We start from the raw sequence: 17,287 nt of genomic DNA, 5'->3' as shown, positions 1-17,287 counted from the left end.
GGCTCAGACCCGAACCTCGATCAGCGGAACCGCCGCCATCCGTCCGGCCTCGAAGCTCTCCAGCGTCGTCTCGATCCGATCGCTGTCGAACCGCACCGGCGTGTCGAACTGAAACCCCGCCGTCACGCTGACGCCCGCCTCCGGCGCGCGCTCCAGCGTCACCCGCCCGGTCACGAGATCGACCATAAAAGCCGTCGTCTCAACACCGCCCAGCGCCACCCGCACCGATCCCCCGACCGGCTTGGCGATCGGCCGCTCCACATCGCCGTAGCGCTTCACCAGCCCAAACGCGGTGCGCTTCCCATCCCCGACGCCCAGCACCTGATCCTCAGCCGAGACCACCCCGCCCGGCGCGCACGATTTGAAATCGGCGAAGTCCTTGAACCGGAACCCGTACAGCCGTCCCCGCCGCGCCTCGAAGAAGGCGACCAACTCGGCCATGTCGTCCAGCGACCTCAGGTTCGCCCCGATCAGATACCGCCTGCGCCCCAGCGCCCAGGGCGTCGATCGCCGCTCGAACCCCGAGGCCAGCGTCGCGATCTCCGTCCGACGCTCCACCCCGCCGGTCGAGCCGAACGCCAGCCGCGCGGGCAGGCGCACCTCATGAAAGGCCATGCGAACCTTTCCTCCCTTTCACTTGTTCACTGATCGTCGCTCGTTCATGGTCGCATTGCGGCCAGCTTCGGCCGCATGCCCAAGGGGAGCGACACGTTTGCGCGGCGAGATTCTCAGCTACGACACCACCACCGGAATCGGTCTGATCAGCGGCGACGACGGCGCCCGTTACGACTTCACCTCGGCCGCGCTGCAATCGCCGGCCGTGCCCGCCGCCGGCGTCCGCGTCGACTTCGTGCCCGAAGGCGCCGCGGCCACCCAGATCCTGATCCTGGCCGGTTCGCCCACCACCACCGGCGTCGCCGGCGGCTACGCCAGCTCGACCTCGACCGCCGTCGCCGGCTTCGACTGGCAGAAGCTATTCCTGTCCTTCGAGGGCCGCATCCGCCGTAGCCATTTCTGGATCGGCTGGCTGATCCTGCTGGGCGTCAACGTCGTCATCAGCTGGATCCCCTTCATCAATCTGCTGGGCATCGTGCTGATCTGGCCCAACCTGGCCATTTCGGTGAAGCGCCTGCACGACATGGGCAAGACCGGCTGGCTGATCGCCATCCCCTGGGTCGGCTCGGTCGTGGCCTTCTTCGCCGGCTTCGCCATGGTCGTCGCCGCCGCCGTCGCCAACGGCTATTCGGAAGACTATTACGAGGGCAACCCGGCCGCCGTCTTCGCCCTGATGGGCCCGGCCTTCGGCCTGTTCGCCATCGCCGGCCTGCTGGGCCTGGCCTTCCTGCTGTGGATCGGCATCGCCGACAGCCAGAAGGGCGAGAACCGCTTCGGCCCGAACCCGAAGGGCGAGTAAGCCTCAGAGCCCGATCACCCTCAGCGCCGCCCCGTTCTCGACGGGGCGGCGTTTCTACATCCGCCTTGCGCCCAGGCTGACAGCCCGCGCCAGCATCTGGGCGATCTGCGCCTCGGACCGCAGCAGGGCCGGCGCCCCGCCGTCCACCGCCACATTGACCGTCACGCCCCCACCGCCGACCGGCCCGATCTCGCCGCCCATCGACGGTCTAAACACCTCCGGCCCGCGCTCGCCGACCAGATAGGCTGCACCGCCCAGCACCGGCCCGCCGTCCGCCCGCGCCCCGCCGAAGCTGGACATCACCGACTGGATCGCCGCGCTCAGCCCGCCACCCTGCGATCCTGCTGCCGCATTGACCGCATTCAGCACCGCCCGCGCCAGTTCGGCCAGCGACACCTCCCCGTCCGCCGCCGCCCGCGCCAGCGATCGCGTCAGGCTGTCGCCCGCCCTCCCGAACGCCTCCTGGATGGCGTCAGCCGCATCCTGCGCCGGCGCCTTCAGCGCCTCCAGCGCCGCCCCGGCTTCGGCCGCTCTCAGCGCGACCTGATCGATCCCGTCCCGCCCGAACTCATCCGCCATCCGGCCAACCCTCCATCAATCGCGCCAGCCCGTCGCGCCCTAAAGGCGCCGTCCCCTGAGGGACTTGCGTCAACATCCGCCACTCCCTCAGCGACAGCCGCCAAAACGCCTCCGGCGCCACGCCCATAGCCGCCGCCAGCCTCAGCATCTCGCCCCAGGGCATCACCCCGTCATCCTCCGGCTTGACCGGAGGAGGCCGCCGCAAACGCCTGCGCCACCGCGACCGCCGCCTCGCGCGGATCGACCGCCGCCACGTCCGGCTCAGTCTCCCCGCCCCCGCGCAACACCGCCGCCAGCACCACCATCAGATCCCTCGCCGACAGCGTCTTCATCCGCTCCGCCACAGCCGCCAGCCCATCGACGCCCAGCCCCGTCTCGATCTCCGCCAGCGCCCCCAGCGTCAGACACACCCGCCGCCGCTCGCCGCCGATTTCAACGAGCATTTCACCCCGCACGCCGTTCATCACATCTCCGATTTCGATTTCGTGAGCGGTGAATCGTGATGCGTGATCGATGTCTCGCCTCACGATTCACGCATCACCATTCACGAGGCCTCATATCGCGCTGAACCCAATGGCCCCCGCGCTGGCCAGGCTCAGCGCAAAGGTCGCCTCCCCCTCGTGCTCGCCCGCGTATTCCAGCGCCGCCACCAGGAACGGCCCCTCCAGCACGCCGAAGTCCGGCACGATCAGCCGCCACCGCTTCGCCGCCTGATCGAAGAAGGCCTCGCGCACCAGGGCGTCCGACGCCGCATCGCGAAAGATGCCCTGTCCCGACACCGCCGCCGACTTGACGCCCGCCCCCGCCAGCAGCTCGCGCCACCGCCCGGCGCTGTCGCCGTCCGTCGCATCCACCGTCTTCGCGTTCAGCGAGATGGTCCTCGCCCTTAACCCTGCCACCGTCGTGAACACGCCCGGCGCGCCCTCGATCTTCAGCAGCATGTCCTTGCCGGCCTGTGCCGTCATCAGCCTTCTCCCACTTCCTCGGTTACCGCCCTCAGCCGCACCACCGCATAGGTCCGCCGCCCGTCGCCCGCCCGGAATACATCCGCGAACGTCGCCCTCAGCGTCGCCGTCCGCACGCCGTCGGCCTCCAGCACCGCCTCGTGCAGACACGCGCGCACCGCCGCCGCCACCGCCTTGGCCTCCTCGGACCCCGCGAACCGCGACACGCCCGTCAGCGTCAGCCTCTGCTCGACCCCGCCCCCGTCTGCCGCCACCGGCCGGCTCTCGCATCGCCCGATCAACAGATGCGGAAACTCAGCTACTTCCGGCGCCTGATCGAACACCCGTCCGTCCAACAGAGCCTGCACCGCCGCGTCGCCCTTCAGCGCCGCCACCACCGCCTTCTGCAGCGCGCTCTCGTGATCCCTCATCGCACCCGCTCCAGATCCAGCTTGGCCCGCCCCGGCCGCACATCCTGCGCCCCGACAATCCGCCAGTCCGCCCCGCCGAACCGCAGCACCCGTCCGACCGACAGCCGGGGATCCGCCCGCGCCTCCGCGCCCATCGTCTCGACCGACCGCCGCTGATCCCCCTCGCCGCGTTCGATCCGCCGACGTGCCCCGCACTTCAGCCAGGCCGACCCGACCGCCTCGAACGTCACGCTGCGCCCGCCGTAAGGCGTCTCGGCCTCGACCGCCTGAAACAGCCCCGCCAGGATCCTCACAACCTCACCACCCGATAAGGCGCGATCCAGCCCTCGACCGGCTCGACCTCGACCGTCTCGCCCCGCTCATACGCCCGCAGCACCAGCATCAGGATCGCCAGCCGCAACGGTGCCGGCGAGGTGGACGTCAGCCCCAGCCCCACATCCCCCTCGACCTTCGCCTGGGCCGCCTCGATCAAGGTCTGGATCAGCCCGTCCTCGGCCTCATGCTCGACCCTCAGAAACAGCTTCGCCTCCGCCACCGTCACCGGCTGCGCCATGGCAATCTCCATTGAAAAAAATCAGACGTCTCCCTCCCCCACGGGGGAGGGTGGTCGAGCCGCAGGCGAGACCGGGTGGGGAGGGCCACGCAATCCGAGTCCGGTCGCCCTGCCGCCCCCACCCGGCCGCTACGCGACCTGCCCTCCCCCGCAGGGGGAGGGAGAAACGAGCGCCGTCACCATCAGCTCGCGCTGAACTTCATCACCTTGCCCCTCCGCGACTACGTCGCGGAGAACTTCATCACTTTCACAGCGTCGAAGTTCTGCACCCCGCCGCCGACCCGCTTGGTCGTGTAGAACAGCACATAGGGCTTGGCCGAATAGGGATCGCGCAGCACCCGCACCCCGGCCAGGTCCACGATCAGATACCCCCGCTGGAAGTCCCCGAATGCGATCGACAGACTGTTCGCCGCCACGTCCGGCATGGTCTCGATCTCGGTCACCGGATAGCCGAGCAAGGAAGCCGTCTCGCCCAGCCGCGTCGCCGGCTGCCAGATATAGTTGCCGTCCGCGTCCTTGAACTTGCGCACGGCCGAGACCGTCTTGCGGTTCATCACGAACCGGCCGTTCGGTCTGTACTGGGCCTTGGGCGCATAGATCAGGTCGATCAGGCGATCCGCCGGACTGGTCGCCGCGAACCCGCCCGCCGCGCCCGATGCGACAGAACCGATCTGGCCCCAGGCCTGGCCCGCGTCCGCCACGGTCGGATAGGACAGCAGACCCTTGGGCTTGTTCACCCCGTCGCCGTTGATGAAGGCCTGGGTCTCCTGCGCCGCAAAGGCGTCCTCGACCTCGGCCGCCAGCCATTCGTCCAGATCGACCATGGCGTCGTCCAGCAGGGCCTGCGTCGCCGCCGGATTGGCGTAGAGATCCGCCGACGGAAACTCCAACAGGGCCAGGGTCGCCGGGTCCGTCTCGGGCCTCGCGGCCGTCTCCGCCACCCAGCCGCAGGACACGCACGCCGTCGAAACCGGCTTTCTGAACACGCCGGCCGCCACGGTGCGCACCGTCGCGATCTCGCGCATCGGACTGGCCGCCATCAGACACCGCTCGATGGCCCGCTCGGTCTCGTACGGCACGACATAGCCGCCCGAGGTCGCCCCGCCCGACAGACCCGCCTTGACCTCTAGACCGCCCGCCAGATGAGGAGACTGACCCGTCTTCAAATAGCCGTCCCACGCCGCCTTCGCCTCGGGCGCAGATGCGGGCTCCACCGGTTCGCCTCCAATCACCGGACGACGGCTCTGGCTCATCACCCGATCCAGTCGCGCCTGGGCCGAGGCCACCGCCTGGTCGATGCGCGCCACCTTCTCCTCCAGCAGCACATCGGCCGCCGCCTTCTTCTCGATCTCGCCCAGCCGGGCGTCGTTCGCCCCTTTGAACGCCTCGAACGCCGCCATCACCTCGCGCACGACATCGCGCGCCTCGGGCTGGCCCGAAGCCTGTTTGGTCTCTTTCATGATATCTCCGGTTGAAGAACCGCCTGTTGCGGTTAGGGTCGGCGAATGAGTGCTTCAGCAAAGCTCCCACGCACCGGATTGGGCCGCCTCGTTCCCTTCTCCAACTGGAGGAACGGGGCATTCTGGCTGATGATTTTGGGACTCTGCGCTTCGTCGATCAGCAATGAGATGGGATGGATAGACGACGGCGAGCGATCATTGCTGTTCTTCTCGACGTTGGCCTTTGCTTGCGTGATTTGGGCTCTCTCGCCCCATCTGCCCGCGTTGACGGTGCCGCCAAAACTTGGCCCGCTTGATCGCCTGCAGGCTCACGACGACATCTGATGTCCCACCTGACGCCCCTCGAAAGCGCCGTCATGGACGCCATGATCTGGCAGATGGGCGACAGCGTGCCGGACCTGCGCGCCCAGGTCGCTGCCAGTTCGCCGGGCCTGCGTCGCAACACCGGCGCCGGCCTCTATTCCCAGATCGTCGTCGATGCGGACCGCGCGATCGCCAACCCGGACGCCACCGGCCTGTTCGGCACGGTCCATGCGATGGTCGCCGGCCTGCCCGACCCCGTCGGCTTCCAAATCGAGCTCCGCCAGGGCCGGCTGACGGCCCTGCATGGCCAGAGCTACGGCCAGGACACCTGCGCCATCGACTTCTCCACCACCGCCTTCGAAGAGGTCTTCACCGTCGACGAAGCCGGCCGCTCGATCCTTTTCCGTCCCGCCCGGCGCGCGCCGGATCCGATCCCGCCCAGGCCCAAACCCGCCGCCCGACCCGCCGCTGCGCCCGCCGCCCAAGCCGCACCGAAAGCGCAATCCAGGCCCGCGCCCCAACCGACATCAAAGCCGTCCGATCACGCCCTGCCGTCCGCCGCCGCAGCACCGGGCGTAGCCGAGATCATCGCCGGCCTGTCGAATCCCACGGCCTCGCGCGGCGGCCAGATGGCCCTGGTCTATCTTGGCGCCTATGCGCTGGCGGCCGTCTTCATCCTGTTCGCCCACCTCGTGCTGCACGTCGGCTGGATCTTCGGCCTGGTGCTCGCCGGCTGGGTCTTGCGCTATCTCCACGGCAAGAAGGGCCGCGCCCAGATGGCCGCCCTCGCCGAAACCCTCGACCGCAACGGCGCCTTTCAGGCCCTCAAGCCAAACTGAACCGCGCCCCCGGGAGCATCGGAAACGTCACCAGCGACACTTCCCACAGCTCGACCGCGCTCAGAACGCGCAGCCGCCCCTGACGCCGGGCCCGGGCCGTGCGGTAGCCGATCGACAGCCCATCCAGCGCCCCGGCCCGGCTCAACGCCCCGGCGAACCGCGCCTCGGCCGACCAGTCCTCGATCCGGCCCCGCACGAACAGGCCGCGCGCATCCTCGACGATCTGTTCCCAGACCCCGACGGGCGCCCGCGCATCGTGCTGGTTCAGCATCCGCACCCCCTCAGCCCCCGTCTTGGCCAGACTGTCCGCAAACGCCCCCGCCTGCACCACGTCCCCGTTCAGATCCGCCACGCCCCACAGCGAGGCGTAGCCTTCGATCGCCAAGGTGCTCATTTCCTATCCAACCGCCGCTCGATCCGCTCCACCGCCGCCGCCGTCGCCTCGCCCTGGACCTCCAGCCGCGCCAACCGTTCGGCGACCAGCCTCTGCTCCCCGACCCGCTGTTCCAGCGTCGCGATCCGCGCCGCGGCGCCCCCGGCCCAGACCAGGCCGCCCACCGTCTGCACAACGACGGCGATCAGCAGCGCCGTCGGCACGCGCCGGATATGATGTTCGGTCATGCCCCCAACCCGGCCATCCGCCGACGCTCTTCGTCAGTCAGGAAGCTCGCCGCCTCCAGCCGCGCCCACAGGGCGTCCCGCTCGGGCTGCAGCGCCGAGACCGCATCCAGGTCCGCCCGGATTTCGCACCCCGCGAACCGCTCGCCCAGCCAGCCCGTCATCGCGCCCGCCGCCTTTCTCACCAGCGGGATCACCGTCTGTCGCCAGAAGGCCGCATTGGCCTCGCGATAGTTGGCGTAGGTCGCATCGCCCGGTATCCCCAGCAGCTGCGGCGGAACCCCGAAGGCCAGGGCGATCTCGCGCGCCGCCGCATGTTTGCCGGCCATGAAATCCATTTCCGCCGGCGTCAGGCTTAGCGGCTTCCAGTCCATCCCGCCCTCCAGCAAGATCGGCCGCCCGGCGTTGGTCGCCCCGGCATAGACGTTCGACAACTGATCCTTCAGCGCCTCGAACTGACCGTCCGTCAGCCGCTCGCCGTTCCTCGCCCCATAGACCAGCGCCCCCGACGGCCGCGCCGCATTGTCCAGCAGGGCCTTGTTCCAGGCGCCCGCCGCATTGTGCGCATCCACCCCTTGCGCCGCCGCCTCCAGCGGCGACAGCCCGTACCAGTCGTCCAGCGGGTGCCACAGCTTCAGGTGCATCACCGGCGCCCAGCCGTCCGCCGCCCGCCCGATCCGCACCGACCGTCCGTCTACGGAATAATCCCAGGCCTCGGGCCAGCCTGACCGGCCCGGAACCACCTTCACCCGATCCGACCGCAGCGCCCACAGCTCGTCCGGCGCCGCGTCCCCGTCCGCATCGCCGGTCGCCTCGACATAGGCGTTGCCCGACACCTGCAGCGCGCCATAGACCGCCTCCATCATCTCTGCCCCCGACTGCTCGGGATTGGGCCGACGCATCAGTTTTGCCAGCGGATGCGCATCGTCGCGCACCCCGTCCACGAACACCGCGAACGGCGCCGAAGCCGCCGCCTCGGCGATCATGCGGATACAGCGATAGGCCACGGCATTCTTCTGATACCCCTCGCGCGCCAGGCTGGCGTAGTCGTTGGGCGTCCATCGCGGCCGCCCCACTCCGGACAGGGCGATCACCCCGCCCGCCCGGCTTTCCTTGCCCTCAGGCGCGCCCATGCGCCCCGTCTGGCCGAACGGCCACCGGATCGAAACCATCGCAATCTCCTCAGATTTCTTGTCCCTTCTCCCAGTGGGAGAAGGTGGCTCGAAGAGCCGGATGAGGGTCGGCCGGCGTGCCAGTCCGCACGAGCGCGCCCCCCACCCTTTCGCGTTGACCGATCGCTACGCTCTCGGACGCTCAAGCCCTCTCCCAGCGGGAGAGGGTGTCATCACCTTCAGCAACGGCCGCTCGACCCAGACGTGGACGACCGCCCCCGCCGCCAGACTGGCGAGCACAGTCAGCCCCACCACCGCATCCCCCGGCAGGGCGACCATCCCGCTCTCGAACAGTCGCCCCAAGGCCCGGATGACCAGCACATGGACCAGATAGATGGAGTAGGACGCATCCCCCATGAAGGCCGCCGCTCGCCCCAACCGCCCCGGCGCCGCGTCAGTCCGCTCCATCCGCACCACGCCGAACACCAGCAGGGCGCTGGGCAACCCCCAGACCGCTGCCCGCCTCAACCCGTTCCAAGGATCGTTCAGCGCCCGCACATCGTCGATGCCGCCATAGCCGAAGACCAGGCCCAGCCCGAACCCGACCACCGCCAGCCCGACCGCCCACAGCGCCAACCCACGCGGCGCGAACCGCCACACCGACGCGATCCCGACGCCCAGCAGAAACTCCAGAATGATCGGCGCGCCCCAGAACCTCAGCACCGGCGCCGCTACGATCAAGCCCGCGACCAGCATCGCCGCATAGGCCCCGACCAGCCCCCAGCCGACCCGCCTACCGCCCGCTATGGCCAGGCCGAACCCGGCGTAGAACAGCATTTCGAAACACAGGGTCCACCCCGGCCCCAGCGTCGGAAACGTCATCTCCAGCCCGCTGAACGGCCAGAACAGGAACGTGGCCGCCGCCACCTCCGGGCTCAGCGTCCCGCCCCGCGCCATGCCGATCAGGATCGGCAGCGACAGCAGCCAGTAGATTGGCGCCACCCGCCGAAACCGCCGCCACAGGAAGGCCCCGGCCGCGCCCACGCCCGTCTGACCCTGCGTCGTCGTGGCGATGATGAAGCCGCTGATGACGAAGAACACGTCCACGCCCACGGCGCCGAAGTTCTCCAGCGGCCCGCCGCCCAGCGCCGTCTCCAGCCCCAGCCGCGTCCCGGCCAGATCCACGGCGTGCGTGACGACCACCGCCGTCGCCGCCGCGAACCGCAGCGCCTGCAACCCGTAGAACCGCTCCCCCATCCGCCACGGTTACCACTGCGCGAGCGCGCGCGACAACCTCAGATCATCACGCGCGCTCGTATTGCCTCGGCGATCCTCGCCTGGCCCGCCGCATTGGGATGGACGGAATCGAACATCAGCCCGCCGGCGAAACTGCCGCCGAACAGGGCCGTCCCGTCGATGGGCGCCGCCAACCCTCGCGTCGCCGCGACGTCGAAAACGGCATCTCGCAGCGCGGTTTGCGCGGCATAACTCGCCTTGCCCTGGGCCGGATCCGACGGACAGCCCGTCATCAGCAGCACGTCCCCCGTCGTCAGGCACCGATCCACCAGCGTGCCCAACCCGGCCTTGTAGGTCGCGACCGCCGTCCCCGCATTCCAGTCGTTGATCGTCAGACACACGACCGACAGATCGGGCGCCGCCGCCGGGATCGACCCATAGGCCCGGTACGGCTGGTCCGTCGTGATCCAGTCCGCGATCCTGGCCCCGCCCCATCCGGCATTGATCACCCGCGCCCGCCGCACGTCCGATCGCCACGCGACCCCGCCCGCGATGAACACCGCCCCGCCCGAGGCCCAGCGCACGCTCACCGGCCCGGTCGTCTCGGGAAAGGCCACGGTCGTGACCTCCATCGACGCCGCCTTGGTGGTGTTCACCGTCGCCCGCACTGCGCCGTCCGTCTCGACCGTCAGCACCCCCAGCGCGGTATTGGTCACGGCCCACAGGTCGAACCGATCGACCGGCCCGTCGGGCTGAAAACTCCACACGCCCGTCGACGACGCCGCACCCGAGAACAGCTTGCCGCCCATCCCGGTCAGGGCGTTTACGCCCCACCCGGCGCCCATCGTCACGCGCGGGTCATAGCTGGAATAGCCTCCGTTGGCCCCATCCGCCGCCCCGGCGCCCGCCACCGACGCCGCCGAGGCCGGCAGGCCCCGCCCGCTCATCATCCCCGCCAGCCGTTCGGGCCAGGCGCCCGCCCGACCGTTCGGCGTCCAGCCGCCGGAGACCGCGCCATAGCCTTGGGTCACGCTGTCGCCGATGCACAGCAGCCGCGCCTCGCGCCCGCCCGCCTGCATGGTCCTGACCGCCGCCGACCAGACGGGCAGGTCGGGCACGGAGAACCGCGCCCTCCCCAGCACCCCGCCCGGCGCCGCCGTCGCCGCTCCGATCTCGACCCCCGACATCAGTCGAAGGCCGCCACGATCTGCGTCGCCGTCGTCCCGGTCGCCAGCACCCGGCGCACCTGCACCGGCAGCCACCCCACCGGTTGGTTGGCGAAGGTCACGGCGTCGCCATCCTCGGCGCCGACCGTCAGCACACGGACATTGCCCGCCCCGCCGACATACAGCGCCTTGGCGTAGGTCGTCAGATCGGCCGTATCGCTGGGCGTGACCGCCGCCGCGCGCCTCGCCGGCCCGCCCGCATCGCGTCCATGGTTCAACAATCCGTCCCGCTCGGGAATGGCCGGCATATCGTCTCTCCTGTCGTTGAAATCTTGAGGCTCTAAAGCCCCCGTAATCTCGGCCCCGCCGACTGTGGCCCCAGCATCAGCCGCGTGATCGCCCACACTAGGGCGTCGGCCCGATCCGGGCTGGGTCCGCCCTCGCTGCCCAGCGCCAGCATCTCTTCCTCCAGCGCCGGGAAGGCGTCGCAGTGGACCACCCGCCCCTGTTCATAGAGCAGGGCCACCGGCTCGGCCCGCGCCGCCTTGGACCGCGAGGCGTGGACCATCTCGATCCGGCAAGGACACGCGCTGATGGCCAGGACCGAGCGCACCATGTCGCCGCCCTGATTGCTCTCGGCGACCACCTCGTGCGCGCCGAACTCGTGCGCCGCCGCGCTGACCGCCCCGCCCCAGCTCTGGGGCGAGCGCCCCTGCACCGTCCGGTCCGCCAGCACGAAGGCCTGGCGACCTTTTCGCCCCACGACCACAATGCCGCAGGCGTCGCCGGTCGCGGTCGCCGGCGGGTCGGCCGCCACGACGATCCGGTCCAGTTCGGCCGGCCGCGCACCCCTGGCCCGTTTCAGGTCCGCGATGCGGAACAGGGCGCCCTCCCCCTCCACCACCATGCCTTCCAGCTCCTGCGCCGCCAGCCGCGTCCCGCCATAAACGTCGTTCAGATGCGCCAGAAAGCCGGGCGACAGGTTCTGCGCATTCAGCGCCATCGCCGCCCGCTCCGTCACCGTCCCGGCCTCGGCCATCAACCGCCTCAGCGCCGGGATCGGCCGGGGCGTCGTGGTCACCGCCAGCAGCGGCGAGCCCCCCAGCCGCAGTCCGAACCTCAGGTTCGACAGCACCATTTCCGGCCGTCGCCAGGCGCAGAACTCGTCCGCCCAGGCCGCATGAAACTGCGGCCCCCTCAGACTGTCGGGATCCTCGGCCGAAAACGCATAGGCCGCCGACTGATTTTTCCACACCAGCCGACGCCGCCCCGCTTCCCAACGCGGCCGGTCGCCCGGCTCAGCCAGCGTCTTGATCCCCGACGCCCCCTCCACCATCACCTCGCGCACATCGTGCAGAGCGGGGCCGACCAGGGCCAGGGTGATGCCGGGCAGTTCGCGCGCCATGATGTCGATCCAGACCGACCCGGCGAAAGTCTTGCCCGACCCTCGTCCCCCCAACAGCAGCCAGGTCTTAAGGTCGAGGTCACGCGGCTTGTGTTGGTGCTCCAGCAGCCGCGCATGATTGCGCTTCAGCCTTAGCTCGCGCCCGTTCAGCGGCTTCAGCATCCTTTCTCTCGATGATGCTGTCGATCCGCTCGTATTCGACGAGCAACTCTCGTCGGATTCGCTCGTCCTCGGCGGGGTCGTAGGTTCGTCCACCCATCTCGTCCTCTTCGTTGTCGCTCAGGCACAGCAGCCGCATCGCCTCGACCGCCTTGGCCGACCGCGCGATCACGCCGATCTGGCGCGCGACCTTCTCGGCGACGGCGGCGTCCTTGACGTCCGTCTCGCAGACGCTCTTGGCCGTCTCCTCGATCTTGGCCTTCATCATCAGGAACAGGGGCTCCATCCACCCGACGCAGGACGCAGCCGTTTCGCGCGCGCCGCCGCAGCCGCCCTCTTCGTCGTCCTGATTTCCCGTCATGCCCAAACCATAGCGGACCAGCGTCCTCAGGCCGGAAGAACGCCCACATAATTCGCCAACGGCTTGTTTTCGCAGCCTTTCAACCAGCGTCATTGCGCTGGCTAGGGGGTGCTAACCTATCGCTCCCGGCCTCGCTCGACCGTCCATTCCGGCGCCTCGAAATCCAGCGCATCCTCCGGCTCGGCCAGCGACAGCTCCGAAATCGTCTGCCCCCGCACCGACACGCCCGCCGTATGGACCGTCTCGCGACTGCCCGAGATCAGATGATGCCATTTGGCCAGCGGCCGCCCCTCGTGCAGCCGGCGATAGGCGCACGACTTGGGCATCCACTCCAGCGCCTCGATGTTTCCGGGCGTCAGCTTGATGCAGTCCGGCACCTGAGCCTTGCGGTTCGCATAGTCCGAACAGGCGCAGGCCTTGGGGTCGAACAGCTTGCAATGCACCCGCGTCGGAATGACCTCGCCCGTATCCTCGTCCTCGAACCGGATCACGCAGCACAGCCCGCACCCGTCGCACAGCCCCTCCCACTCGGAAGGCGACATCTCGGCCAAGGTCTTGGTTTCCCAGTAGGGTTGCATGGCGCGCCTCATACGCGCCGCGCCGCCGCTTGTCACAGCCTCAATGCCCGACCGTCTTGGAGAACAGGTTGATCACCACCACTCCGCCGACGATCATCGCCAGCCCGACCATCGCCGGAAGGTCCAGCCGCTGGCGGAACACCACCGTCCCGATCACCGAGATTAGCACCACCCCCAGCCCGCTCCAGATCGCATAGGCGATCCCCACCGGCATCTGCCGCAAGGCGATCGACAGCAAATAGAAGGCCAGGCCGTAGCAGACCGCCATCCCCGCCGTGGGCCAGGCCCGCGTGAACTGCTGCGAGGCCTGCAACATCGTCGTGCCCGCCACCTCCAACGCGATGGCGCCCAGCAGCGCCATCCATGTCACCGGACTCATGCGTCATTCGCCGTGATGGGATGGCCGGGCGTCAGCAGCGACAGCAGCGCCCTCCTCTGCTCCGGCGATACCGCATGCGTGCCGAACAGGTCCGACATCCACAATCCGTCCGCGATCAGCCTCAGCATCAGGGCGTCGTCGGCCCCGACCGGATCGCTGGGATCGTCCACCTTCACCCTTTCGACCCAGCCATTCCAGCGTTGCGCCAACGCCGGATCAATGGCGCAGGCGGCCATGATGACCCGTCCGATGCTGACGTCCTGCGGCGTCACCGGCTCATTGACCGTCGCTCTCAGATAGGCCCGCGCATTCCGGCCATAGGGCTCTGGATCGCGCGCCGCCTCGGCCAGGATCGTGTCCGTGTGCATTCGCCCAAGATGATCGACCATCCCCTCCAACAGCGCGATCTTGCTGGGGAAATGATGCAGCAGGGCGCCCTTGCTGACGCTCGTCCGCGCCGCCACCGCATCCAGCGTAAAGCCTGACGCACCCAGCTCGGCGGCGACCTCCAGGGCCTTTTCGATGATCTCGGCGCGGGTGTCGTCGGGCGCGCGACGGCGTGTGATGCTGTCCATCTGCGCTACATACCAACCGGACGGTAACTGTCAACCAAGGCTGATCCTCCCCCGTTCACGGGGGAGGGGGACCGCGAAGCGGTGGAGGGGGCGAACACCCCACAGACCTTTCAGGTGGAATATCTGCATCACAACCCTTAGATCACACCCGTTTCCGCCCCCTCCACCGCGCCGTGCGCGGTCCCCCTCCCCCGCCCGCGGGGGAGGATCGAAAGTCACATGGCAGCCAGACCCCCTCTCGTCGCACTCAAGGACGTCCGTCTTCAGGACGGCCAGCGCCCCCTCTTCGACGGCGTCGACCTCGCGGTCGAACCGCGCAGCCGCGCCGCCCTGGTGGGGCGCAACGGCGCGGGCAAGTCCACCCTGATGAAGGTCGTCATGGGCCTGATCGAGCCCGACAGCGGCGACCGCTCCATCCAGTCCGCCGTCCGCTTCGCCTATGTGCCGCAGGAGCCGGTCATCACCGGCGAAACCCTGCTGGACTATGCGTCATCGGGCGAGGCCGAGACCTGGACGGCCGAAAGCTGGCTGGAGACCTTCGGCCTGAACCCGGCGAAGTCCACCCAAGGGTTGTCGGGCGGCGAAACCCGCCGCGCTGCCCTGGCCAAGGCCTTCGCCGAAGAACCCGACCTGCTGCTGCTGGACGAGCCGACCAACCACCTCGACATCCTGGCCATCGAACTGCTGGAGAACGAGCTGATCCAGGCCCGGTTCGCCCTCTTGGTCGTCAGCCACGATCGCGCCTTCCTGAACCGCGTCACCAACACCGTTCACTGGCTGGAAGGCCGTCGGGTCCGCACCCTGAACAAGGGCTTCGTCGAGTTCGACGAATGGTCCTCCAAGGTCTTGGAGGAAGAGGCCGAATCCCTGCGCCGCCTGACCAAGACTATCGAGCGCGAAACCGCCACCTTCTACTCCTCCATCACCGCCCGCCGCAGTCGCAACGAGGGCCGCGCCCGCTCACTTCAGGCGCTGCGCGCCCAACGCGCCGAGAAGATGAAGGACGTGCCGCGCGAACTGTATCTCGGCGTCGATTCCGGCTCGACCTCGGGCAAGCTGGTCGCCGAGATCAAGCACGTCTCAAAGGGCTTCAACGGCCGCACCCTGTTCAAGGACCTGACCACCCGCATCATCCGCGGCGACCGTCTGGGCATCGTCGGTCCCAACGGCGCGGGCAAGACCACCCTGGTCAAAACCCTGCTGGGCGAACTGGCGCCCGACGAAGGCACGGTGCGCATGGGCGCGAACCTCGAGCCGGTCTATCTAGACCAGTCGCGCGAGGGGCTGAAGTCGGACATGACCCTGTGGGACGCCCTGACGCCGGGCGGCGGCGACAGCATTCTGGTGCGCGGCGTGTCCAAACACGTCGCCGCCTACGCCAAGGACTTCCTGTTCTCCGAGGCCCAGCTGCGCCAGCCGATCTCGACCCTGTCGGGCGGCGAGCGCAACCGCCTGCTGCTGGCCCGCGCCCTGGCGAAACCCGCCAACCTGCTGATCCTCGACGAACCGACCAACGACCTGGACATGGACACGTTGGACAAGCTGGAAGAGCTGCTGGAGGGCTATGACGGCACCCTGATCCTGGTCAGCCACGACCGCGACTTCATCGACCGCCTGTCCACCTCGACCCTGGCCCTGAACGGACGGGGCGACATCGTCGAGACCCCCGGCGGCTGGACCGACTTCATCCGCCAGAACCCCGGCTTCCTTCAGCCCGGCTCCAACCCCCGTCCCCAGGACAAGGCCGCCGCCCAGCGCGCCGCCGAGGCGCCCCCGCCCGCCGTCGCCCCCAAGAAGACCGCCAAACTCTCCTTCAAGGACGCCCACCGCCTCAAGGAGCTGGAAGCCCTCATCGATGCGTTGCCCGCGACCATCGCCAAACACGACGCGACCCTGGCCGACCCCGGCCTCTACGCCCGCGACCCCAAGGCCTTCGACGCCGCCATGAAGGCCGCCGAAAAGGCACGCGCCGAGCTGGAATCCGCCGAACTGGAGTGGCTGGAGCTGGAAGAGAAGAAGGCGGCCTTGGCGGGGTAATCAGGTGGCGGCAGCGGTTTTTGCGTCGGCCCATACCTTGAACGCCTGATCGGCGGCGCTTGTCGATCCGCCCATCTGGCGACCGGCGGGATCCTGGGCGAACCATTGCTCCACGGTCCCCCCGTTTCGAAGGTGGACAGTCAACCTGACCAGGGCGGCGTGATCGCCAGTGGTCGCCTCAAGGAAGTCCAGGAAGGCCCTCACCCGCGTGTAAAAGGCGGCGGCCGCATTGATGTCGGTTCCCGTGCGACGCTGGAACTCCTCGCCGCTCATGCTGACGACGCGCGGGCCGGAACCCGTTGCCGGGCCGTCGGTCAGCGCCGTCGCAGACGCGCCGGAGGCGAAGGCGGGATGGACCTCGGCCATCAGGGCCGACACCGCCTCGGCGCGCGGATTTTCGGCCCAGACCTTATGGAAGGCCGCGCGCCGCGCCTCGGTCAGACCGTCGCGCTCCATCAGCACGGCCGCCGCTTCGTCCAGCCAGTCCGGCGCTGGGCTGCCGTAACCGTCTCCATCTTGGGCGTCTTTCCAGAAGGTCTCGATGTACCAGAGATGGCCCAACTCATGCGCCATGACGCCCGGTTGAGACGCCTTGGCCACGCTGGCCTCGATTTGCGGAGCAGCACGCTGGACTGCGGCGGCGCCCAAGGCTTCGACCTGACCGGCGGGCGCCTGACGCGTCACGGCTTCACGCACCGCCTGCTCCATCGTTCGGCGCCGCGCCGAGGTGCTTATCCAGGGCAGCACGCGCAAGGCCCCGATGGCCCGCACGTCATCGACAGGCTGCGCGACGTCCAGCACCACGGCGTAGGCGGGCGGCTCGGCGCCGAACGCAGCCGCCCATGTCGTTTCCGCCATGGCTGCTTCTTCGGCGGCCTGAACCACAGCCTGTTCGTTCGGCCCGACCACGATCCCATCGGGGGTGTCGCGACAGACAGCGGCGGTCGTCAGCGCATCACACCGAGGCTTGCGCGTCGTCCCCTCCTCGGCGCGCAGGCCGACGGGCGCCGCAGTCAGGGATAAAGTCAGGGCGAGCGCGATCATCGGCATTGTCGATCCTTGCGGTTTGACAGAGCAAAGCTTCACACAACGACCCACGCAACTTAACTTCTGGTCATGTCAGGGAGCGGGCCGACCT

General features: G+C 69.0%; 25 protein-coding genes. 4 read left to right on the top strand and 21 right to left on the bottom strand.

All coding sequences use genetic code 11. The features are described from left to right. Positions 1 to 3 precede the first annotated feature (3 nt). On the bottom strand, positions 4 to 615 hold the full coding sequence (locus ASF31_RS01840) for a DUF2460 domain-containing protein (RefSeq protein WP_055753044.1): 612 nt from the start codon (positions 613 to 615) through the stop codon (positions 4 to 6). 97 nt (positions 616 to 712) lie between these two features. Here ASF31_RS01840 and ASF31_RS01835 point away from each other — a divergent pair, with 97 nt between their 5' ends. Further along, positions 713 to 1,414 carry a DUF805 domain-containing protein gene (locus ASF31_RS01835; RefSeq protein ID WP_055753043.1) on the top strand — a complete coding sequence of 234 codons (702 nt, stop codon included), beginning with the start codon at positions 713 to 715 and terminating at the stop codon, positions 1,412 to 1,414. A gap of 54 nt (positions 1,415 to 1,468) precedes the next feature. On the opposite strand, the gene ASF31_RS01830 is transcribed toward ASF31_RS01835, so the two are convergent. The 8 genes from ASF31_RS01830 to ASF31_RS01800 all read right to left on the bottom strand — a co-directional run bounded on the left by ASF31_RS01830 (position 1,469) and on the right by ASF31_RS01800 (position 5,381). Beyond that, positions 1,469 to 1,993, bottom strand: coding sequence for a phage tail tape measure protein (locus tag ASF31_RS01830; RefSeq protein WP_055753042.1), 525 nt, complete (start codon positions 1,991 to 1,993; stop codon positions 1,469 to 1,471). After that, complete coding sequence (locus tag ASF31_RS14190; protein WP_369814627.1) at positions 1,983 to 2,120, bottom strand: phage tail assembly chaperone; 138 nt, start codon at positions 2,118 to 2,120, stop codon at positions 1,983 to 1,985. The genes ASF31_RS01830 and ASF31_RS14190 overlap by 11 nt, the downstream gene beginning before the upstream one ends. A 43-nt stretch (positions 2,121 to 2,163) precedes the next feature. Then, positions 2,164 to 2,457, bottom strand: a complete 294-nt coding sequence (locus ASF31_RS01825) for a GTA-gp10 family protein (RefSeq protein WP_055753041.1) — start codon at positions 2,455 to 2,457, stop codon at positions 2,164 to 2,166. 90 nt (positions 2,458 to 2,547) lie between these two features. Further along, entirely contained in the window at positions 2,548 to 2,958 is a 411-nt protein-coding gene (locus ASF31_RS01820; protein ID WP_055753040.1) for a phage major tail protein, TP901-1 family, read from the bottom strand. Continuing rightward, positions 2,958 to 3,368: a DUF3168 domain-containing protein gene (locus tag ASF31_RS01815; protein WP_055753039.1), complete on the bottom strand. Its 411-nt coding sequence runs from the start codon at positions 3,366 to 3,368 to the stop codon at positions 2,958 to 2,960. The genes ASF31_RS01820 and ASF31_RS01815 overlap by 1 nt, the downstream gene beginning before the upstream one ends. Then, the gene (locus tag ASF31_RS01810) at positions 3,365 to 3,661 is read right to left on the bottom strand and encodes a phage head-tail adapter protein (RefSeq protein ID WP_200918525.1); all 297 of its coding nucleotides are present in this window, start codon (positions 3,659 to 3,661) and stop codon (positions 3,365 to 3,367) included. The genes ASF31_RS01815 and ASF31_RS01810 overlap by 4 nt, the downstream gene beginning before the upstream one ends. Beyond that, positions 3,658 to 3,921 (bottom strand): head-tail connector protein, encoded by a 264-nt coding sequence (locus tag ASF31_RS01805; RefSeq protein WP_055753350.1) that lies wholly within the window; start codon positions 3,919 to 3,921, stop codon positions 3,658 to 3,660. Before ASF31_RS01805 ends, ASF31_RS01810 begins: the two co-directional genes overlap by 4 nt. Positions 3,922 to 4,142: 221 nt before the next feature. Continuing rightward, a complete protein-coding gene (locus tag ASF31_RS01800) occupies positions 4,143 to 5,381 on the bottom strand; it encodes a phage major capsid protein (protein ID WP_055753038.1) in 1,239 nt (412 codons plus the stop codon). Positions 5,382 to 5,426: 45 nt separating this feature from the next. On the opposite strand from ASF31_RS01800, the gene ASF31_RS01795 reads away from it, so the two are divergent. Next, on the top strand, positions 5,427 to 5,705 hold the full coding sequence (locus tag ASF31_RS01795; protein ID WP_156355822.1) for a hypothetical protein: 279 nt from the start codon (positions 5,427 to 5,429) through the stop codon (positions 5,703 to 5,705). Next, positions 5,705 to 6,523: a hypothetical protein gene (locus ASF31_RS01790; RefSeq protein WP_055753036.1), complete on the top strand. Its 819-nt coding sequence runs from the start codon at positions 5,705 to 5,707 to the stop codon at positions 6,521 to 6,523. The genes ASF31_RS01795 and ASF31_RS01790 overlap by 1 nt, the downstream gene beginning before the upstream one ends. On the opposite strand, the gene ASF31_RS01785 is transcribed toward ASF31_RS01790, so the two are convergent. The 11 genes from ASF31_RS01785 to ASF31_RS01735 form a co-directional block, all read right to left on the bottom strand. Then, positions 6,510 to 6,917 (bottom strand): HK97 family phage prohead protease, encoded by a 408-nt coding sequence (locus tag ASF31_RS01785; protein WP_055753035.1) that lies wholly within the window; start codon positions 6,915 to 6,917, stop codon positions 6,510 to 6,512. The genes ASF31_RS01790 and ASF31_RS01785 overlap by 14 nt on opposite strands. Then, on the bottom strand, positions 6,914 to 7,144 hold the full coding sequence (locus ASF31_RS01780; RefSeq protein ID WP_055753034.1) for a hypothetical protein: 231 nt from the start codon (positions 7,142 to 7,144) through the stop codon (positions 6,914 to 6,916). Before ASF31_RS01780 ends, ASF31_RS01785 begins: the two co-directional genes overlap by 4 nt. Continuing rightward, complete coding sequence (locus tag ASF31_RS01775; RefSeq protein WP_082464961.1) at positions 7,141 to 8,313, bottom strand: phage portal protein; 1,173 nt, start codon at positions 8,311 to 8,313, stop codon at positions 7,141 to 7,143. Before ASF31_RS01775 ends, ASF31_RS01780 begins: the two co-directional genes overlap by 4 nt. Before the next feature lie 126 nt (positions 8,314 to 8,439). Further along, complete coding sequence (locus ASF31_RS01770; RefSeq protein ID WP_082464960.1) at positions 8,440 to 9,510, bottom strand: acyltransferase; 1,071 nt, start codon at positions 9,508 to 9,510, stop codon at positions 8,440 to 8,442. A gap of 38 nt (positions 9,511 to 9,548) precedes the next feature. Then, positions 9,549 to 10,676 (bottom strand): SGNH/GDSL hydrolase family protein, encoded by a 1,128-nt coding sequence (locus ASF31_RS01765; RefSeq protein ID WP_055753032.1) that lies wholly within the window; start codon positions 10,674 to 10,676, stop codon positions 9,549 to 9,551. Further along, on the bottom strand, positions 10,676 to 10,963 hold the full coding sequence (locus ASF31_RS01760) for a hypothetical protein (protein WP_055753031.1): 288 nt from the start codon (positions 10,961 to 10,963) through the stop codon (positions 10,676 to 10,678). Before ASF31_RS01760 ends, ASF31_RS01765 begins: the two co-directional genes overlap by 1 nt. Before the next feature lie 32 nt (positions 10,964 to 10,995). Next, complete coding sequence (locus ASF31_RS01755) at positions 10,996 to 12,222, bottom strand: DNA-packaging protein (protein WP_082464959.1); 1,227 nt, start codon at positions 12,220 to 12,222, stop codon at positions 10,996 to 10,998. Then, positions 12,140 to 12,580, bottom strand: a complete 441-nt coding sequence (locus ASF31_RS14365; RefSeq protein WP_156355821.1) for a hypothetical protein — start codon at positions 12,578 to 12,580, stop codon at positions 12,140 to 12,142. Before ASF31_RS14365 ends, ASF31_RS01755 begins: the two co-directional genes overlap by 83 nt. A gap of 116 nt (positions 12,581 to 12,696) precedes the next feature. Further along, entirely contained in the window at positions 12,697 to 13,158 is a 462-nt protein-coding gene (locus tag ASF31_RS01745; RefSeq protein WP_082464958.1) for a YcgN family cysteine cluster protein, read from the bottom strand. A 40-nt stretch (positions 13,159 to 13,198) separates the two neighbouring features. Further along, positions 13,199 to 13,537, bottom strand: coding sequence for a multidrug efflux SMR transporter (locus ASF31_RS01740; protein WP_055753028.1), 339 nt, complete (start codon positions 13,535 to 13,537; stop codon positions 13,199 to 13,201). Further along, the gene (locus ASF31_RS01735; RefSeq protein WP_055753027.1) at positions 13,534 to 14,112 is read right to left on the bottom strand and encodes a TetR/AcrR family transcriptional regulator; all 579 of its coding nucleotides are present in this window, start codon (positions 14,110 to 14,112) and stop codon (positions 13,534 to 13,536) included. Before ASF31_RS01735 ends, ASF31_RS01740 begins: the two co-directional genes overlap by 4 nt. Before the next feature lie 219 nt (positions 14,113 to 14,331). Here ASF31_RS01735 and ASF31_RS01730 point away from each other — a divergent pair, with 219 nt between their 5' ends. Beyond that, on the top strand, positions 14,332 to 16,149 hold the full coding sequence (locus tag ASF31_RS01730; RefSeq protein WP_055753026.1) for an ABC-F family ATP-binding cassette domain-containing protein: 1,818 nt from the start codon (positions 14,332 to 14,334) through the stop codon (positions 16,147 to 16,149). On the opposite strand, the gene ASF31_RS01725 is transcribed toward ASF31_RS01730, so the two are convergent. Then, positions 16,150 to 17,199 (bottom strand): hypothetical protein, encoded by a 1,050-nt coding sequence (locus ASF31_RS01725; protein ID WP_156355820.1) that lies wholly within the window; start codon positions 17,197 to 17,199, stop codon positions 16,150 to 16,152. It lies immediately after the preceding gene. Positions 17,200 to 17,287: the final 88 nt, after the last annotated feature.

Source organism: Brevundimonas sp. Leaf280, assembly GCF_001422455.1.
Taxonomy (GTDB): Bacteria; Pseudomonadota; Alphaproteobacteria; order Caulobacterales; family Caulobacteraceae; genus Brevundimonas.
This window is presented reverse-complemented; position numbering and strand designations above follow the sequence as displayed.

Excerpts from the sequence above, each read along its gene's own strand:
- ASF31_RS01840 (WP_055753044.1), bottom strand. The coding sequence starts at position 615 with ATGGCCTTTCATGAGGTGCGCCTGCCCGCGCGGCTGGCGTTCGGCTCG.
- ASF31_RS01830 (WP_055753042.1), bottom strand. The coding sequence starts at position 1,993 with ATGGCGGATGAGTTCGGGCGGGACGGGATCGATCAGGTCGCGCTGAGA.
- ASF31_RS14190 (WP_369814627.1), bottom strand. The coding sequence starts at position 2,120 with ATGGGCGTGGCGCCGGAGGCGTTTTGGCGGCTGTCGCTGAGGGAGTGG.
- ASF31_RS01825 (WP_055753041.1), bottom strand. The coding sequence starts at position 2,457 with ATGAACGGCGTGCGGGGTGAAATGCTCGTTGAAATCGGCGGCGAGCGG.
- ASF31_RS01820 (WP_055753040.1), bottom strand. The coding sequence starts at position 2,958 with ATGACGGCACAGGCCGGCAAGGACATGCTGCTGAAGATCGAGGGCGCG.
- ASF31_RS01815 (WP_055753039.1), bottom strand. The coding sequence starts at position 3,368 with ATGAGGGATCACGAGAGCGCGCTGCAGAAGGCGGTGGTGGCGGCGCTG.
- ASF31_RS01805 (WP_055753350.1), bottom strand. The coding sequence starts at position 3,921 with ATGGCGCAGCCGGTGACGGTGGCGGAGGCGAAGCTGTTTCTGAGGGTC.
- ASF31_RS01800 (WP_055753038.1), bottom strand. The coding sequence starts at position 5,381 with ATGAAAGAGACCAAACAGGCTTCGGGCCAGCCCGAGGCGCGCGATGTC.
- ASF31_RS01795 (WP_156355822.1), top strand. The coding sequence starts at position 5,427 with ATGAGTGCTTCAGCAAAGCTCCCACGCACCGGATTGGGCCGCCTCGTT.
- ASF31_RS01790 (WP_055753036.1), top strand. The coding sequence starts at position 5,705 with ATGTCCCACCTGACGCCCCTCGAAAGCGCCGTCATGGACGCCATGATC.
- ASF31_RS01785 (WP_055753035.1), bottom strand. The coding sequence starts at position 6,917 with ATGAGCACCTTGGCGATCGAAGGCTACGCCTCGCTGTGGGGCGTGGCG.
- ASF31_RS01780 (WP_055753034.1), bottom strand. The coding sequence starts at position 7,144 with ATGACCGAACATCATATCCGGCGCGTGCCGACGGCGCTGCTGATCGCC.
- ASF31_RS01775 (WP_082464961.1), bottom strand. The coding sequence starts at position 8,313 with ATGGTTTCGATCCGGTGGCCGTTCGGCCAGACGGGGCGCATGGGCGCG.
- ASF31_RS01770 (WP_082464960.1), bottom strand. The coding sequence starts at position 9,510 with ATGGGGGAGCGGTTCTACGGGTTGCAGGCGCTGCGGTTCGCGGCGGCG.
- ASF31_RS01765 (WP_055753032.1), bottom strand. The coding sequence starts at position 10,676 with ATGTCGGGGGTCGAGATCGGAGCGGCGACGGCGGCGCCGGGCGGGGTG.
- ASF31_RS01760 (WP_055753031.1), bottom strand. The coding sequence starts at position 10,963 with ATGCCGGCCATTCCCGAGCGGGACGGATTGTTGAACCATGGACGCGAT.
- ASF31_RS01755 (WP_082464959.1), bottom strand. The coding sequence starts at position 12,222 with ATGCTGAAGCCGCTGAACGGGCGCGAGCTAAGGCTGAAGCGCAATCAT.
- ASF31_RS14365 (WP_156355821.1), bottom strand. The coding sequence starts at position 12,580 with ATGACGGGAAATCAGGACGACGAAGAGGGCGGCTGCGGCGGCGCGCGC.
- ASF31_RS01745 (WP_082464958.1), bottom strand. The coding sequence starts at position 13,158 with ATGCAACCCTACTGGGAAACCAAGACCTTGGCCGAGATGTCGCCTTCC.
- ASF31_RS01740 (WP_055753028.1), bottom strand. The coding sequence starts at position 13,537 with ATGAGTCCGGTGACATGGATGGCGCTGCTGGGCGCCATCGCGTTGGAG.
- ASF31_RS01735 (WP_055753027.1), bottom strand. The coding sequence starts at position 14,112 with ATGGACAGCATCACACGCCGTCGCGCGCCCGACGACACCCGCGCCGAG.
- ASF31_RS01730 (WP_055753026.1), top strand. The coding sequence starts at position 14,332 with ATGGCAGCCAGACCCCCTCTCGTCGCACTCAAGGACGTCCGTCTTCAG.
- ASF31_RS01725 (WP_156355820.1), bottom strand. The coding sequence starts at position 17,199 with ATGCCGATGATCGCGCTCGCCCTGACTTTATCCCTGACTGCGGCGCCC.